Annotated in this window: 19 protein-coding genes; 9 read left to right on the top strand and 10 right to left on the bottom strand. The window is 73.8% G+C overall.

What is annotated here, in order from left to right; translation table 11 throughout:
- Window positions 1–68 precede the first annotated feature (68 nt).
- From PV410_RS19845 to PV410_RS19825, 5 genes are all read left to right on the top strand, one after another.
- Entirely contained in the window at window positions 69–599 is a 531-nt protein-coding gene (locus PV410_RS19845) for an ATP-binding protein (RefSeq protein ID WP_500326274.1), read from the top strand.
- A gap of 191 nt (window positions 600–790) precedes the next feature.
- Window positions 791–2,401 (top strand): benzoylformate decarboxylase, encoded by a 1,611-nt coding sequence (gene mdlC / locus PV410_RS19840; RefSeq protein ID WP_500326272.1) that lies wholly within the window; start codon window positions 791–793, stop codon window positions 2,399–2,401.
- Between the two features lie 23 nt (window positions 2,402–2,424).
- Entirely contained in the window at window positions 2,425–3,054 is a 630-nt protein-coding gene (locus PV410_RS19835; RefSeq protein WP_500326270.1) for an SDR family NAD(P)-dependent oxidoreductase, read from the top strand.
- A gap of 70 nt (window positions 3,055–3,124) precedes the next feature.
- Window positions 3,125–3,802: a GAP family protein gene (locus tag PV410_RS19830; protein WP_500326268.1), complete on the top strand. Its 678-nt coding sequence runs from the start codon at window positions 3,125–3,127 to the stop codon at window positions 3,800–3,802.
- A gap of 177 nt (window positions 3,803–3,979) precedes the next feature.
- The gene (locus PV410_RS19825) at window positions 3,980–4,495 is read left to right on the top strand and encodes a CGNR zinc finger domain-containing protein (protein WP_500326266.1); all 516 of its coding nucleotides are present in this window, start codon (window positions 3,980–3,982) and stop codon (window positions 4,493–4,495) included.
- A gap of 94 nt (window positions 4,496–4,589) precedes the next feature.
- On the opposite strand, the gene msrA is transcribed toward PV410_RS19825, so the two are convergent.
- Window positions 4,590–5,102, bottom strand: coding sequence for a peptide-methionine (S)-S-oxide reductase MsrA (gene msrA / locus PV410_RS19820; protein ID WP_500326264.1), 513 nt, complete (start codon window positions 5,100–5,102; stop codon window positions 4,590–4,592).
- Between the two features lies 1 nt (window position 5,103).
- Window positions 5,104–5,571 carry a peptide-methionine (R)-S-oxide reductase gene (gene msrB / locus PV410_RS19815; RefSeq protein WP_499515733.1) on the bottom strand — a complete coding sequence of 156 codons (468 nt, stop codon included), beginning with the start codon at window positions 5,569–5,571 and terminating at the stop codon, window positions 5,104–5,106.
- Between the two features lie 151 nt (window positions 5,572–5,722).
- Here msrB and PV410_RS19810 point away from each other — a divergent pair, with 151 nt between their 5' ends.
- Both PV410_RS19810 and PV410_RS19805 read left to right on the top strand, forming a co-directional pair.
- Entirely contained in the window at window positions 5,723–6,400 is a 678-nt protein-coding gene (locus PV410_RS19810) for an RNA polymerase sigma factor (protein WP_500326262.1), read from the top strand.
- Window positions 6,397–6,612: a hypothetical protein gene (locus PV410_RS19805; RefSeq protein WP_500326260.1), complete on the top strand. Its 216-nt coding sequence runs from the start codon at window positions 6,397–6,399 to the stop codon at window positions 6,610–6,612. Before PV410_RS19810 ends, PV410_RS19805 begins: the two co-directional genes overlap by 4 nt.
- 6 nt (window positions 6,613–6,618) lie before the next feature.
- On the opposite strand, the gene PV410_RS19800 is transcribed toward PV410_RS19805, so the two are convergent.
- Window positions 6,619–7,548, bottom strand: a complete 930-nt coding sequence (locus tag PV410_RS19800) for a pyridoxamine 5'-phosphate oxidase family protein (RefSeq protein ID WP_500326259.1) — start codon at window positions 7,546–7,548, stop codon at window positions 6,619–6,621.
- A 46-nt stretch (window positions 7,549–7,594) separates the two neighbouring features.
- Complete coding sequence (locus tag PV410_RS19795; RefSeq protein WP_500326257.1) at window positions 7,595–8,467, bottom strand: alpha/beta fold hydrolase; 873 nt, start codon at window positions 8,465–8,467, stop codon at window positions 7,595–7,597.
- 196 nt (window positions 8,468–8,663) lie between these two features.
- Here PV410_RS19795 and PV410_RS19790 point away from each other — a divergent pair, with 196 nt between their 5' ends.
- Window positions 8,664–9,260 carry a GNAT family N-acetyltransferase gene (locus PV410_RS19790; RefSeq protein WP_500326255.1) on the top strand — a complete coding sequence of 199 codons (597 nt, stop codon included), beginning with the start codon at window positions 8,664–8,666 and terminating at the stop codon, window positions 9,258–9,260.
- A 114-nt stretch (window positions 9,261–9,374) separates the two neighbouring features.
- Here the strand turns inward: PV410_RS19790 and PV410_RS19785 are convergent, their stop codons facing one another.
- Complete coding sequence (locus PV410_RS19785; protein ID WP_500326253.1) at window positions 9,375–10,001, bottom strand: LAETG motif-containing sortase-dependent surface protein; 627 nt, start codon at window positions 9,999–10,001, stop codon at window positions 9,375–9,377.
- Between the two features lie 168 nt (window positions 10,002–10,169).
- Between PV410_RS19785 and PV410_RS19780 the strand changes: the two genes are divergently transcribed.
- A complete protein-coding gene (locus PV410_RS19780; RefSeq protein ID WP_500326252.1) occupies window positions 10,170–11,342 on the top strand; it encodes a HEAT repeat domain-containing protein in 1,173 nt (390 codons plus the stop codon).
- A 92-nt stretch (window positions 11,343–11,434) separates the two neighbouring features.
- On the opposite strand, the gene PV410_RS19775 is transcribed toward PV410_RS19780, so the two are convergent.
- From PV410_RS19775 to PV410_RS19755, 5 genes are all read right to left on the bottom strand, one after another.
- Window positions 11,435–11,833, bottom strand: coding sequence for a VOC family protein (locus tag PV410_RS19775; protein ID WP_500326250.1), 399 nt, complete (start codon window positions 11,831–11,833; stop codon window positions 11,435–11,437).
- Between the two features lie 137 nt (window positions 11,834–11,970).
- Complete coding sequence (locus PV410_RS19770) at window positions 11,971–12,288, bottom strand: hypothetical protein (protein ID WP_500326248.1); 318 nt, start codon at window positions 12,286–12,288, stop codon at window positions 11,971–11,973.
- A 56-nt stretch (window positions 12,289–12,344) separates the two neighbouring features.
- Window positions 12,345–13,154, bottom strand: a complete 810-nt coding sequence (locus tag PV410_RS19765) for an ABC transporter ATP-binding protein (RefSeq protein ID WP_500326247.1) — start codon at window positions 13,152–13,154, stop codon at window positions 12,345–12,347.
- Window positions 13,151–14,260, bottom strand: a complete 1,110-nt coding sequence (locus tag PV410_RS19760; protein ID WP_500326245.1) for a FecCD family ABC transporter permease — start codon at window positions 14,258–14,260, stop codon at window positions 13,151–13,153. The genes PV410_RS19765 and PV410_RS19760 overlap by 4 nt, the downstream gene beginning before the upstream one ends.
- Entirely contained in the window at window positions 14,257–15,261 is a 1,005-nt protein-coding gene (locus PV410_RS19755) for a FecCD family ABC transporter permease (RefSeq protein ID WP_500326243.1), read from the bottom strand. The genes PV410_RS19760 and PV410_RS19755 overlap by 4 nt, the downstream gene beginning before the upstream one ends.
- Between the last annotated feature and the right edge of the window lie 99 nt (window positions 15,262–15,360).

The raw sequence follows: 15,360 nt of genomic DNA, 5'->3' as shown, positions 1-15,360 counted from the left end.
ACCACGAGGAGGCCGTCGCCCTCCTGGAGTGCTCACTGGCGCTCGCCGGCGGGCGGTTCGCCGTCGCCGTGCCCTCCGTGCGGGCCCTGCGCCTGGCCGAGGCACACGCCCCCGGGGCCGCCCCCGAGGAGGTGTGCGACGAGATCGTCTACAAGGTGCTGCGCGGTGCGACCCCGCAGGACGGCGCCGCCCTGCTGCTGGCCAGGACCCGGACCATCGCCCCCGACCCTGTCTCCAGCTGGACCTTCCCCGCCGAGGCGCCCTCCGTCCGCGAGGCCCGCCGCGCCGCGCACGGCCGGCTGGCGCAGTGGGGGCTGGAGAACCACGCCCCGGTCACCGACCTGGTCGTCAGTGAACTCGCCACCAACGTCATCCGGCACGCGAAGGGCCCCATCCGGCTGCGGCTCATCCTCGACCGGGGGCTCACCGTCGAGGTGCACGACGACGCCGACACCGCGCCGTACCTGCGCCACGCCCGCCTGCAGGACGAGGGCGGACGCGGTCTGTTCATCGTCGCCTCCTTCACGCGGCACTGGGACACGCGGTACGAGGAGTCGGGCACGACGATCTGGGCCGAGCAGGAGCTGCCGAACCCCTGAGGCGGGCCCCCACTGGGGCCCGTTCGCCCGCGCCGCCCGTTGGGATGATCGCACCGCGCGGCACGTCCGATGTGCTGGGCGGGTGCGGTGCGAGCGTCTAACGTCACTGTGTGTCGCGACAGGTGACACCCCGCGACCGGCGGATACCGTCCGCCTCGGCGTCCACCGGGCCCCTGGGAGCACTGCGCACCATGAGCGAGCGATCCACCGTCCAATCGGTGACCTACGACCTGCTGCGGTCACTGCGGCTGACGACGGTCTTCGGCAACCCGGGATCCACCGAGGAGACGTTCCTCCAGGACTTCCCGGACGACTTCACCTACGTCCTGGCCCTCCAGGAGGCCTCCGTCATCGCCATGGCGGACGCCTACGCCCAGACCACCCGCCGCCCGGCGCTGGTGAACGTGCACTCGTCGGCCGGGCTCGGCAACAGCGTCGGCAACCTGGTCGCCGCGTACCACGGGTACACCCCGCTGATCGTCACCGCGGGCCAGCAGCACCGCGAACTGGTCATCGGCGAGCCCTACCTGGGCAACCGCGAGGCGACGACCCTGCCCAAGCCGTGGGTGAAGTGGTCGTACGAGCCGGCGCGCGCGCAGGACGTGCCCGAGGCCTTCATGCGCGCCTACGCCGCGGCCCTGCAGCCGCCCGCGGGGCCGGTGTTCCTGTCCATCCCGCTCGACGACTGGAACCGGCCGCTGGCCGGCCCCGCCGTCCTGCGCGACGTCAGCACGGCGTACGCGCCGGACCCGGAGCGCCTGCGGCGCTTCGCCGCGCGCATCACCGCGAGCCGGCGTCCCGCCCTGGTCTTCGGGCCCGAGGTGGACCGCGCCGGCGGATGGCAGGCCGCCGTGGCGCTGGCCGAGCGGCTGAAGGCGGCGGTCTACAGCCCGCCGCTCGCGGACCGCGCGTCGTTCCCCGAGGACCACCCCCTCTACCGGGGCCCGCTCGGCATGTCGGTGCGGGCCATCGGCGAACGGCTCACCGGCCACGACCTGGTGGTCGTCATCGGGGCCGAGGTCTTCCGGTACTACCCGTACGTGCCCGGCGAGATCCTGCCGCCGGGGACCGAACTGCTGCACATCACGAGCGACCCGGCGGTCGCTGCGGCCGCCCGCGTCGGCGACAGCCTCCTGGGCGACGCCCGGATGGCGATCGAACTCCTCACCGAGGAGGTCGCCGACGGCGGCGACCGCGAGCGGCCCGAGCCCATGCCGCGCCCACGGCAGCTGCCGCAGACCCCGAGCAGCCCGCCGACGCCCGCCGAGGTCTACGCCGCCCTCGGCGAGGTCCGCCCGGAGCACGCCGTCTTCGTCAACGAGTCCACCTCGACCATGGCCGAGCACGCCGAGTGGCTGCCCACCGTGGAGCCCGGGTCCTTCTTCGCCACCGCGAGCGGCGGCATCGGCTGGGCCCTGCCGGCCGCCGTCGGCATCGCCCTCGGCGACCGGGACCGCGGGGTCAGACGTCCGGTCGTGGGCCTGATCGGGGACGGTTCCTTCCAGTACTCGGTGCAGGGGCTGTGGACCGCGGTGCAGCAGGGGCTGCCCGTCGTGTACGTCGCGATGCGCAACGGGGAGTACTCGATCCTGAAGTCCTTCGCCGACCTGGAGCGGACCCCGGGCGTGCCCGGACTCGACCTCCCGGGACTGGACATCGTGTCCGTGGCGCGGGGCTTCGGCTGCCGTGCCGTCGAGGTGGCGAGCACGGCGGAGCTGGAGAAGGAGTTCACGGCCGCCCTGGAGTCCGGAGTCACCTCCGTCATCGTGGTGACCACCCGGCCCCAGAAGATCACCCTCTGAGGCGCGAGGAACGGAACGCCGTCATGGATCTGGGATGCCGGGACCACGTCCACCTGCTGACCGGCGGCAGCCGGGGACTCGGCCGGGCCGTGGCGGAGGTGCTGACCGCCGAGGGCGCCAGGGTGGTCACCGGACGCAGCGCCGCCTCCGTCGCGGACGCGGCCCGGGACCTGGGCGGTGACGCCCGCGTCGTCGGCGTGGTCGCGGACAACGCCGACCCGGGCTCCGCCGACGAGTTCGTGGGCGCGGCGCTGCGGCACGTCGGCCGGCTGGACGGCGCCCTAGCCAGCGCCGGCGGGCCGCCCGCCGGCGCCGTGATGGACGTCGCGGACCAGGTGTGGCGGGATGCCTTCGAGTCCACGTTCCTGGGCGCGGTGCGCATCGCCCGGGCCGCCGCGAACGCGTTCACCGGCGAAGGCTCCCTCGCCTTCGTCCTGTCCTCGTCGGTCCGCGAACCGATCCCCGGGCTGGCCGTCTCCAACGGGCCCGGGCTGGCCATGGTGGCCAAGACGCTCGCCGACGAACTCGGCGGATCCGGCACCAGGGTGAACGGCCTGCTGCCGGCGCACATCGACACCGATCGGGCCAGGGGACCGGCCGTCCCGACCGGCGTGATGCTGCCCGTCGACGGCGGTGACCTGCGGGCGCTCTGACGGCGCGGCGAACCGCGCGATCAGCCAAAGGCACCCGGAGCGGCCGGGTGTGCGGGACGGAAGGGGAACGGTGCTCGGCCAGGCTATCGGGGCCGTGCTGCCCGCGGCCCTCGCGGTGGCACTCAGCCCGTTCCCCGTGATCGGCGTCGTCATGATCCTGGGAGGAGGCGAAGGCCGGCGCAACGGCCCGCTCTTCGCGGCCGGATGGATCGCCGGACTCGTCGCCGTGGCCGCCGTCGTCGCCATGGCGTTCGGCGGCGCCCACGACCCCCACAGCCCCTCCTCGGCGGTCGCCGACTGGGGACGGGTGTGCGCCGGCAGCGCGCTCCTCGTCCTCGGCGCGCGCAAGTGGTGGCGGCGCCCGAGGAACGGTGACGAGGCGCAGGCGCCGGGCTGGACGAGGTCGCTGGACGAGGCGAGCGCCGCACGCGCGCTGCTGCTCGGCCTCCTGCTGTCGGCGGCGAACCCGAAGAACCTCGTCCTGACGGGCTCGGCCGCCGCGTCGATCGCGGAGACCGGCGCGCAGGGCACGGACCTCGCCCTCGCCGTGGTCGCCTTCGTCCTCGTCGGTTCCTGCGTCGTGCTCGGCGCGGTGCTCCTGCACCTGGCCGGCGGGGAGCGCGCGTCCCGCGTCCTGGACGGCCTGCGGCGGTTCATGGTCGCCAACAGCACGGCGATCCTGGTGGTCGTGCTGCTGCTCCTGGGCGCGAGCGTCCTCGGCGACGGCCTCGCCGGTCTCGACCGCTGACCCTCCTGGCCCGTCGGGACGGTCGGTAGGGCGACGCGCGTTCGATCGGGGCCTCCAGCCGCAGTTCACGGCCGCTCCAGCGGGCACGCACTCATGAGCCGGGCGGCGCCCGCCGTGCCCGGAGGTGTAACCTTCAAACACGCAATGAAGGGTTACCCGGGAATGGGGGCGCCGAGCATGACGGCCGACACCACGGACGACGACTTCCTGCTGGAGCTGCTCAACACGACGCCGGTCGTCGACGGGACCCAGGCGGACGAGCTGGCCGGCCCGGACGCCGGCCGCCGCTGGCTGCGCGCCCACGGCGGAGCCGGCACGGCGCAGGAGCTGCGCCACCTCCTGGCGGCGCGCGAGGTGCTGCAGCGCGTCGCGCGCGGGGACGGTGAGCCCGGCGACCTCCAGAAGCTGCTCACCGGGGTCGTCCGGGTGCCGCGGGTGACCGCGCACGGCATCGACTGGGAGCTGGAGGCCCCGGCGGACCGCAGGCCGGCCGTGCGGGCCGTCACGGTCTGGGGCGCGCTCCAGGAGGGCAGGCCCGGACGCCTGCGGCCCTGCGCCAACGAGGAGTGCCGGCTGTTCCTGCTCGACCGCAGCAAGGCCAACACCGCCCGCTGGTGCTCCATGGCCGCCTGCGGCAACCGGATGAAGGCCCGGCGCCACCACCGTCGCGCCCGCGCCACCGCCGCCGACTGAACGTACGACGGCGGCCCGGAGCCGCTGAGGCCCCGGGCCGTGTCGGGCCGCCGCGCCGCCCGAGCCCGTCACCAGGGCGGCGCGACGGGGTCGGTCAGCCCTTCGTGCGGGCCGGCAGCCGCCAGTTCGGCCGCGGGAAGTGGCAGGTGTAGCCCTCCGGGTAGCGCTCCAGGTAGTCCTGGTGCTCGGGTTCGGCCTCCCAGAAGGGCCCGACGGGCTCGACCTCGGTGACGACCTTGCCGGGCCACAGGCCCGAGGCCTCGACGTCGGCGATGGTGTCCTCCGCGACACGCTTCTGCTCGTCGTCCACGTAGTAGATCGCCGAGCGGTAGCTCATGCCGATGTCGTTGCCCTGGCGGTTCTTCGTGGTCGGGTCGTGGACCTGGAAGAAGAACTCCAGCAGTGCCCGGTAGTCCGTCCTCTCGGGGTCGAAGAGGATCTCGATCGCCTCGGCGTGCGTGCCGTGGTTGCGGTAGGTCGCGTTGGGCACGTCGCCGCCCGAGTAGCCGACGCGGGTCGCGACGACGCCGGGCTGCTTGCGGATCAGGTCCTGCATGCCCCAGAAGCACCCGCCCGCGAGCACGGCCCTCTGTGTCTGTCCTGCCATGTCAATCCTCCGAATCGGTCCTGTCACCATTGTCGAACAACCCGAGGTAGGCCCCGTAACCTTCCCGCTCCAGGTCATCGGCGTGGATGAAGCGCAGTGAGGCGGAATTGATGCAGTACCGCAGGCCGCCCGCCTGCCGGGGGCCGTCGGGGAAGACGTGCCCCAGGTGGCTGTCGCCCGTCGCCGAGCGGACCTCGGTGGCCAGCCGGCCGTAAGCGGGGTCGGGCCGCTCCACCACGGTGGTGCGGTCCAGCGGCCGGGTGAAGCTCGGCCACCCGCTGCCGCTGTCGTACTTGTCGACCGAGGCGAACAGCGGCTCCCCCGAGACCACGTCCACGTAGATCCCGGGCTCCTTGTTGTCCAGGTAGGCGCCCGTGAAGGCGCGCTCGGTGCCGTTCTCCTGCGTCACGCGGTACTGCTCCGGTGACAGTCGCGAGACGGCCTCCGGGTTCCTGCGGTAGCCGGTCACGGTCCCTCCTTGCTCGCGGCTCTCTTTTCCGTACGCCCATTGGTGACGGGGAACGCGCGGGTCTTACCTGCCGGGAACGACCGGTTTTCCGCGGGGCCCCGGGGGCGCCGCCGTGGAGGTGGGGGCGGGCGGCCGCGTCTAGGATCACTGCATGGGTTCCGCAGAACACGACGGCCGGGCCGGTGACGGGGCCCGGGGAGGCCGGTCCCTTGACGCGGAGTCCGCGCAGTGGGTGCGGGCGCTCTCGGCGGACGGTGAGGCGTACGAGGAGGCGACCGGCCGGCTGCACGCGCTGCTGTTGCGGATCGCCTACGCCGAGCTGAACCGGCGTGGGTCGCGGCACGGCATCACCGGGCCGGAGCTGGACGACATCGCCCACCAGGCCGCGGCCGACGCGCTGCTGTCGATCACCCGGAAGATCGGCGATTTCCGCGGTGACAGCCGCTTCACGACCTGGGCGTACAAGTTCGTCATGAACGAGGTGTCCAGCAAGCTCGGCCGTCACTTCTGGCGGACGGCCGGCGTGCAGCTCGACCCCGAGGCGTGGGAGCGGCTCCCCGACCGGCTCGGCATCGACCCCGTCCGGCAGAGCGAGGCCCGTGAACTCGTGGACGCCCTGCGTGAGGCCGTCGACGAGGAGCTCACCGAGCGCCAGCGCACGGTGTTCACCGCGCTCGCGGTCAACGGCGTGGACGCCGACACGCTCGCCGCGGAACTCGGGACGAACCGCAACGCGCTCTACAAGACGATGTTCGACGCGCGGCGTAAGCTCCGTGCCCGGCTCGCAGCCAATGGACATCTGCCCCTGACGACAGCGAGGCGCTCATGAACGACTGGCAGGGCCTTGACGACCTCCTGCGGACCGACCCCCTGGACCCCGGCTGCGACGCGGCGCTGGACCTGATGGACGTCTACCTGGAGCTGTTCCTGGCGGACGCGGCACCGGAGCGGCAGTACCCCGGTGTCGCGGTGCACCTGCGCGGCTGCCCGGCCTGCGAGGAGGACTTCCGCGGACTGCTGGCCGCGGTGACGGGCGGCTGATCCCGGTCAGGCGGTGAGCGGCGGGTTGAGCCGGTAGGGCAGGACGGCGTCCGCCCGGACCGGGACCCGCCCGGTGGCGACGTGCCGCGGGGTGAAGCGGACCCGGCGGCCGGTGCCCCCGTCGTCGCCGGCGGCACCGGGCGCGGTCCAGTCGACGACCGCGGTGCCGGACAGCTGCAACGTCGTCCCGGCGGCGAAGTCGACGAAGAGCAGGGCCGCGGCGGGGTCGCCGGCCAGGTTGCCGAGGCTGTTGAACATGTTGTTGCCGGGGTAGTCCGGCCACCACAGGCTGCCGTCGGGCGCCGTCCGGACGAATCCGGGCGGGCCGCCCCGGTGGGAGACGTCGGCGCCGTGTTCGGGGTGGGCGGTGCCCAGGAAGAAGGTGTCGGCGCGACCCACCAGGGCCGCCTGCGCCGCGTCGAGCCGGTTGGCCGGCCGCGCCCCGGTCGTGGGCGTGTCCTCGCCGTCGGGGGCGTCCGCCGGCGCCGGGCCGAGCAGGCGCTGCTGGATGTACTGGGGGCAGTTCCCGTACGCCTGGTCGACGGCGAGCTCAAAGCCGGCGTCGTCGGCCGCGGCGAGGGTGCCGTTGAGACGCAGCCGGCGGCGGATCGCGAAGTCGATCACGATCAGGGCCGCGGCCCCGCCGACGGGGAGCACGGCGAGGGGGTCGCCCGTACGCGGACGGGCGGCGACCCGTATGAGGTCGCCCCGGGTGGAGAGGAAGCCCGGGGTCCCCGTCAGCGGGGAGACCCACAGGCGTCCGTCCTCGTCGTGCGCGCCGAGCACGGCCAGGTCCCGCTCGGCGAGGAAGTGGGCCACGCCGCCGCCGAGGTGCGGCGGGTCGAGCATGCCCCGCAGGCGCGCGGCCTCGTGTGCGACGCCGGCACGTCGCTGGACGGCGAGTTCGCCCTCGTGGAAGCCGGTGTGGCGGGTCATGGCCCTCGCAATCGTCGTACGGCGGTGGGGTGGGGGATGCGGGAACTCAGCGGGGCAGCCCGGCCTTGTCGAGGAAGCCCAGGATCAGCTCCGCGACGGGCTCGACGTGCGTCTCCAGGAGGAAGTGGCCGCCGTCGAGGAGGTGCACCTCCGCCCGCTGCGCGTCCTTGGCGAAGGCCCGGGCGCCGTCGGGCCCGAAGATGGGGTCGTTCTCGCCCCAGACCGCGAGCACGGGCACGGGGTGGGTGCGCAGGTACTCGTGCAGGCGCGGGTAGAGCGGGAGGTTCGACGCGTAGTCACGGAAGAGCGTGAGCTGCACGAGGTCGTTCCCGGGCCGGGAGACCAGCTGGAAGTCGTGGTGCCAGGTGTCGGGACTGACGGTGGTCCCGTCCGCCACTCCCGTGACGTACTGCCACTTGATGCCCTCGAGGCTCAGTGCCACACGGACGCCCGCCTCGGTCTCGGGGGTCTGCTCGCGCTGGTAGGCGTGGACGTCCTTCCAGAACTCCTCGATGAACCCCGCCTCGTAGCCGTTGCCGTTCTGGGTGACGATCGCGGTGACGGCCCCGGGGTCGCCCAGCGCGAGGCGCCAGCCGATCGGCGCTCCGTAGTCCTGGACGTAGAGCGCGTAGCGCGTGACGCCCAGCCGGTCGAGCAGGCCCTTGGTGAGTCCGGCGAGGGCGTCGAAGGAGTACGCGAACGCGTCGGCGGCGGGGGCGTCGGAGAATCCGAAGCCGAGGTGGTCGGGCGCGATGACGCGGTAGCGGCCGGCGAGCCGCGGGATCAGCTCGCGGAACATGAACGAGCTGGTCGGGAAGCCGTGGAGGAGCACGAGGACGGGGGCGTCGGCCGGGCCCGCCTCCCGGTAGAAGAGCCGGTGCCCCTGGACCTCGGCGTAGCGGTGGTGCACGGTGACCATGTCTAACCCCTTAGATTCACTTCGATGGTTACATCGAAACAGGATCGAGGTAACCTGTCAAGCGAGTGATGAGGGTTAGGTGGGAGCGGGGCGGGAAGTGACGGCGGCCTCCTGGTGTTGTGCAGGGGCACAGGGGACTTCGGGCCTCCGCCGGACGTACGGCCGGCGGAGCCCGCGACAGGGACGGAAGACGCAGATGACTGGTACGGCCACGGCGCAGCGCGCGAAGGGCAACGAGGAAACCCGGATCGTCACCCCCCGGCTCGTCCTGAGGCCATGGCGCGGCGACGACGCCGAAGCGGCGCTGGCCGTCTACGGGGCGGACGACGTGACGCGCTGGCTCGCTCCGGCGATGACCCGGCAGCCCGACGTCGCGTCCATGCGGGAACTGCTGCGCTCCTGGGAGGAGGGCGGCGCCGCCCTCGAACGGCCGGCCGGGCGCTGGGCGATCGAACTGCGCGAGAGCGGAGAACTCGTCGGCGGAGCCGCCGTCCTGCCGCTCCCGCCCTACGGCGTCGACCTCGAGATCGGCTGGCAGCTCGCCCACCCCTACTGGGGCAGGGGCCTGGCTACCGAGGCCGGGCGCGCCCTGGCCGGGTACGCCTTCGCGTCGGGCGTCGACGAACTCTTCGCCGTGGTCCGCCCGCGGAACGACCGCGGCGCCGCCACGGCCCGCAGCGTCGGCATGGAATGGGTCGGGGAGACCGAGAAGTACTACGACCTGCGGCTGCAGGTGTACCGGCTGCGCAAGGGGGAGTTCGAGGCCTCCGCCGCGCCGGGGCCCGTGGCCTGACGCGGGGCGACCGCCTCGGGGCGCAAAAAGACGGGTGCCGGACCGTACGGAGCACGGTCCGGCACCCTTGTGTCATGCACGGCGCGTCACCGCACCGCCGTCAGCGACCGGGGGTCAGTGACGGGCCGCGGCGCGACGCTTGCGGTTCGCGAAGAGCAGACCGCCGCCGGCGAGCAGCGCGACGGCCGCACCGCCCGCGATCAGCGGGGTGGAGCTGGAGGCGCCGGTCTCGGCGAGGTCGCCGGCCGGGGACTCGTCGGTGGACGGGGTGGAGGGCGCAGCGGAGGGGGCCGTGCTGGCCGACTCGCTGGGCGTCTCGCTGGGCTTGGGAGACTCGGTGGTCTTCGTCTCCGTCGGCGTGGGCGTGGGCGTGCTCTGGTCCTGGCACGCCGGAACGGTCAAGTCGTCCTCCTTCGAGAACTGCTTGCCGTCCCCGGCCACCACGCTGAGGTGCAGGTGCACGTCGGCGGTGTGGGCCGGCACTTCGTGGGTCCAGTCGAAGGACGAACCGAACTCCGTGGTCTTCAGAAGTTCCTTGCCGTCCGCGGTGACCGTCACGGTGTTCGTGACGCGCCCGTTGTACGCCTTCAGGTGGAGTTCCACCGTGTGGCAGTCCGCCCTCCAGTTGGGCGTGTGGGCGGACGCCGGGGTGGCGCACAGGCCGAGACCGATGACACCGGTCGCGGCGGCTGCTATCAGGGTGCCGGGGCGGTACCAGGCACGGCGGGGGGATGCGGTCACAAGTTCTCCAGGCTGTGGTGAATTCCGATGCCAATGGCAGCCGCAATGTACTCCCCCCTCCCCACATCGCTCACTGCCGCCCCACAGTTAACGCGCGAACACGGGTGAAAGGGCCGGATTCGCCTGATGTGCGCGGCCGTTGTCGGACCTCTGCGGCAGACTGCCGCCATGTCCGCGAACGAAGACGCCGCCACCGCCCTGCCCGAACCCGCCGCCCTGTTGCCGGCGACCGACTGGGCAGCCCTCGCCCACGCCTACGGACCCGCGGACGGCACCCCGGACGACCTGCTCGGGCTCCTGCACGACGACCCGGAGGTGCAGGCGGAGTCGCTCGGCCGGCTGGAGATGTCCGTCCTGCACCAGGGTTCGTTGTACTCCGCCACCGCGCCCGCCGCGCTGTTCGTCGCGGGCATCCTGGGCGACCCCCGCACGCTCGCCGTTCACGAGAGCTACTTCTCCTGGGACGACCGGGTCCGGCCGCTGCGTGCCGCGCTCCTGGAATGGCTGGGCGAACTCGCCGACTCCGCGGCGGACGAGGAGGACGAGGAGGACGAGGAGGACGAGGAGGCAGAGGAGGACGGCGAGGAGGACTGGGCCGAGGAGATCGCGGCGATCGAGGCGTGCCGTGCCGTCCGGCCGCAACTGTTCGGCGCGGTCGTGCCCTGGCTGGACGACGCGGACGCCACCGTCAGGGAGGCGGCCCTCGGCGCGGTGACGCATCTGCTGCGGGCGCCCGAACTCGCCGACCGCGTACCGGCCGCGGCCGAACGCCTGGAGCGGATCGCCCGGGCCGACGGAGACCGCCGCGAGCGGGCGGGCGCCCTCCTGTCGCTGCGAGCCTGGGGGCATGACACCGGCGGCTTCCTGGCGGATCCCGACCCGGCGGTGCGCGCCTGCGCCGCGCTGGGCACCTCCGGCTCCGAGGCCGTGCCGGCGCTGCTCGACGCGCTCGCGGACCCCACGGCCGCCGACGAGTGGTTCGACGAGCCGCTGCCCCAGTTCGACGGCTGGTTCCGCTTCACCCTGCTGCGCGGACTGCTCGACCGCGCCCGGCACTTCGACGAGGTCCTCCCGGCCGCCCTCGCGCTGGTGCCGAAGTACCACCAGCACACCGTCGACAGTGAGTGGGGCCCGCTCCTCGCGTGCGCCTTCCCGACCCCGTACGCCCCCGGCCGGCCGCTGACGGAGGCCCAACGTGCCTTCCTGGAGGCCCTGGTCGGCCAGGACGCCTGCTGGGGCACCATGGCCAACCGCGTCTCCTGGCTGCGGGCCGCGGGACTCCCCACGGAACGCGAGCCGCTGCGGGACCTCCTCGTCGCCGCGCTGCCCGCCACGAGCTGAGAGCGCGCCCCGGTCCGCCGGGCGGCGGTTCCGCGCCGCCCGCGGCCGCCGCCGGAAGTCATGCGGCACATCGCTGCGGGGCCTCGCCCTGGTCAGCCGCCGTCGCGGAGGTAGCTCGCGCGTCCCTCGTCGTCGAGCTCGAACGGCCCCTCGGGGACGACGCAGAATTCGTTCCCCTCGGGGTCGGCCATGACCAGGAACCCGCCCTCGGTGTACTCCTCGAGCATCCGCCCGCCCAGCGCCTCGATCCGCGCCCGCTCCGCCCCCGGATCTGGCGAGGCCACGTCGAAGTGGACCCGGTTCTTCCCGGACTTGGGCTCCTCGGTCCGCTGCAAGCCCAGGCCCGGCCCCTCGCCCCGCGCGAGCCACACGTACGGGCCGATCCGCGCCACGACCGCCCGCCCCAGCAACTCGCCCCAGAACGCGGCCAGCCGCTCCGGATCCGCACAGTCGACGACGACGTCCTTGACGCTCAGGTGGGTTCCGCTCATGGCCCGATGCTCCCAGACCGCGCTGTCCGACCCGGGCCGGCCCAGGAACAGGGGCGCACCGACGGACCCAGTGACGCCCGGTTCGAGGAGGAGCCCCTGCCGCCGCCGCGCTGACGTTCGCCCGGCCGGGTGCCGCTTCAGCCGCCGTCGCGGGGCAGTGCCGCCACGAACTCCGCCAGGTCCGCCGCCTGTGGCGGGGCCTCGCGGGGGAGGAAGCGCCGGTAATGGTCGGCGACGAGGCGGCGCAGTGCCGTCTCGGCGGGTGCGGCGCCGGTGAGTTTGAGGGTGACCCGATGGGGTTCGCCCGCCATGCCCAGAGGGCGTGCCTGCGCGTCGAATCCGCAGGTGTACTCGTCCGGCATCTCCCAGTAGGCCTCCGCGTGGGCGACGTCCCTGAGGACGTACATGTGGAAGTCGTCGTCGAAGAGGATCACGGGGCCGGTCGGTGCGGTCACCCGGGCAGTATGGCGGAGGCCGTCGGCCTCCGCCGTGCCGTGCGACGGGGGAGGGGTCACTCCGCCGCGGCGGGTTGCCAGGGGACTCCCGGGACGACGAGGGGGCTGCCCGTGACCGGGTCGGGGACGATGACCGACGTGAGGCCGAAGACCTCGTGGACGAGGTCCGCCGTGACGATGTCGCGGGGCGGCCCCTGGGCGACGATCCGGCCGGCCTTCATGGCGATGAGGTGGTCGGCGTAGCGGGCGGCCTGGTTGAGGTCGTGGAGCACGGCGACGACCGTGCGTCCGCGCCCGTGGTTGAGGCGGCGGACCAGGTCCAGCACCTCCACCTGGTGGGCGATGTCGAGGTACGTGGTCGGCTCGTCCAGCAGGAGCAGGTCGGTCTCCTGGGCGAGGGCCATGGCGATCCACACCCGCTGGCGCTGCCCGCCCGACAGCTCGTCGACCGGCCGGTCCGCGAGGTCGGCGGTGCCGGTGTGCTCCAGCGCCTCCGCTACGGCGCGTTCGTCGGCCTCGGACCACTGCTGCCACCACTTCTGGTGCGGCTGGCGTCCGCGCGCCACGAGGTCGGCGACGGTGATGCCGTCCGGCGGCGTGGGGCTCTGCGGCAGGACGCCGATCGCCCGGGCGATCTGCCGGCCGGGGATGCGGGCGAGTTCGGTGCCGTCCAGCAGGACCGTGCCGGAGCGCGGCTTGAGCAGCCGGCCCAGCGCGCGCAGCAGCGTGGACTTGCCGCAGGCGTTGGGGCCGACGATGACGGTGACCCGCCCGTCCGGGACCTCCAGGTCCAGGCCGTCGACGACGGTGCGGTCCTCGTACGCCAGGGTCAGCTCCCGGGCGGTGAGTCGGCTGGTACGGCTCATGAGGTGGTGCCTCCGGAACGGCTGCGGGTGCGGGCGATCAGCCACATCAGGTAGGGGGCGCCCACCGCTGCGGTGAGGACGCCGACGGGGAGTTCGACGGGGGAGAACAGGCGCCGGGCCAGCAGGTCGGCGACGACGACCACGAGCGCGCCGGTCAGCGCCGAGGACAGCAGCGGGATCTGCGCCGTACGGGTCAGCCGCCGGGCGATCTGCGGGGCGAGGAGGGCGACGAAGTCGACCGGTCCCGTGGCCCCCGTCGCCACCGAGGCCAGGACGATGCCGAGCGCGGTCAGGCCGAGCCGTACCCGGTCCAGCCGGATGCCGAGGGCCAAGGCGGTGTCGTCGTCGAAGGAGGTGCCGCGCTGGGCCCTGGCCGCCCAGAGCGCCGCGGGGATCGCCAGGAGCAGCACCGTCGCCAGGGGAGCGGCCTGGTCGTAGCCGCGGCTGTTGAGCGAGCCCGTCAGCCAGACCTTGGCCTGCTGCGCGACGAGGAAGTCGCCCTTGGTGAGGAAGAGTTGCGTGAGCGAGCCCAGGGCGACCGAGACGCCGATCCCGACGAGGACGAAGCGCGACGCGTGGAGCCCGCGGCGCCAGGCGAAGACGTAGACGAGCAGCGCGGCCGCCAGCCCGCCCGCGATCGACACGTACGGGAGCGCGGTGTGCGAGGCGAGGCCGAAGCTCATCGCGGCGACCGTCGCGGCGCCCGCGCCGTGGGTCACGCCGATGACGTCGGGGCTGGCCAGCGGGTTGCGCGCGACGGCCTGGACCAGCGCCCCGGCGACGCCGAAGGCGACCCCGGCGAGCAGGCCCACGACCAGGCGGGGCAGTCGCAGCGTGCCGACGACGAGCTGGTCGGGGCTGGGACGGCCGAGGAGGACGTTGACGACCTCCGCCGGGGAGACGAAGGACTCGCCGACGCAGAGGTAGAGCACGACGGCCGCGAGCAGCAGCACGGCGAGCACGACGGCGACGAGGACCGCCCGGCGGTGGACCAGGAAACTGCCCCGCCCGGGACGGAACAGGGCGTGCCCGGCCGGGCGTACGGAGGGCCGGGCGGGCGTGGGCGTGGGCGTCGGCGAGGTCGTCGGCGCGGTCGCGCGGCTCATGCGGCCACCACCGTCCGGCGCCGCACCAGCGCGATGAGGAACGGCACGCCGAGCAGGGCGGTCATGACGGCCACCGGTACCTCCGAGGGCGGGAAGACGATACGGCCGAGCACGTCGGAGGCGAGGATCATCACCGGACCGAGGAGGGCGGCCACCGGCAGCACCCAGCGGTGCGCCGCACCGACCAGGGCCCGGGCGATGTGCGGAACGGCCAGGCCGGTGAAGGCGATCGGCCCCACGGCGGCCACGGCCGCGCCGGTCAGCACGGTCGCCCCCACCGCGCCCAGGACGCGCAGCAGCGCCACGTTGTGGCCGAGGCCCTTGGCGGCGTCGTCGCCGAGCGCGAGCGCGTCCAGGCCCCGGGCCATCGTCGCGACCAGCAGCAGTCCGGCCGCCACGAACGGCCAGATCTGGCCGATGACGTCGCTGCCGCGGCCGCTGATCGAGCCGACCTGCCAGAACCGGAACTCGTCCAGGGCGTGGGCGTCGGTGGTGACGATCCCGGAGACCACGGAGGCGAGGAAGGCGTTCATCGCGGCGCCCGCCAGCGCGAGCTTCACGGGGGAGGCGCCGCGGTAACCGCCCGCGGCGACGGCGTACACGGCGACGGCCGCGACCGCCGCGCCCACGAAGGCGAACCAGACGTACCCGGTGAGGGTGTGCACGCCGAGGAACGCGATCGCGCACACCACCCCGACGGACGCGCCCTGGCTGACGCCCAGGATGCCGGGTTCGGCGATCGGGTTGCGGGTGACGCCCTGCATCACGGTCCCGGCGACGGCGAGGGCGGCGCCGGCCAGCACTCCTATGACGGTGCGCGGCACGCGCAACGCCCGCACCACTTGGGCGTCGTCACTGGTGCCGCCGTGCAGCAGGGCCTGGATGACCTCGCCGGGGGCGATCTGTCGGCTGCCGACGGCCAGGCTCAGCAGGACGGCGATCAGCAGCATCACCGCGCACCCCACCAGCCAGGCGATACGGCGACGGGTCGGTCGCGCCATGCGCCGCGCTCACTCTCTCTTTCAGGGTTCCGCGTTGCGGATTGCGGGTCGTACGGGCGCGCGCCGGGCGCCGGCGGGCACGACGGCCCGCCGGCGCCC

The organism is Streptomyces sp. PA03-5A (assembly GCF_033792725.1).
Classification (GTDB): Bacteria; Actinomycetota; Actinomycetes; order Streptomycetales; family Streptomycetaceae; genus Actinacidiphila.
Note: the sequence above shows the minus strand (reverse complement) of the source record. Positions and strands in the feature narration are given on the sequence as shown.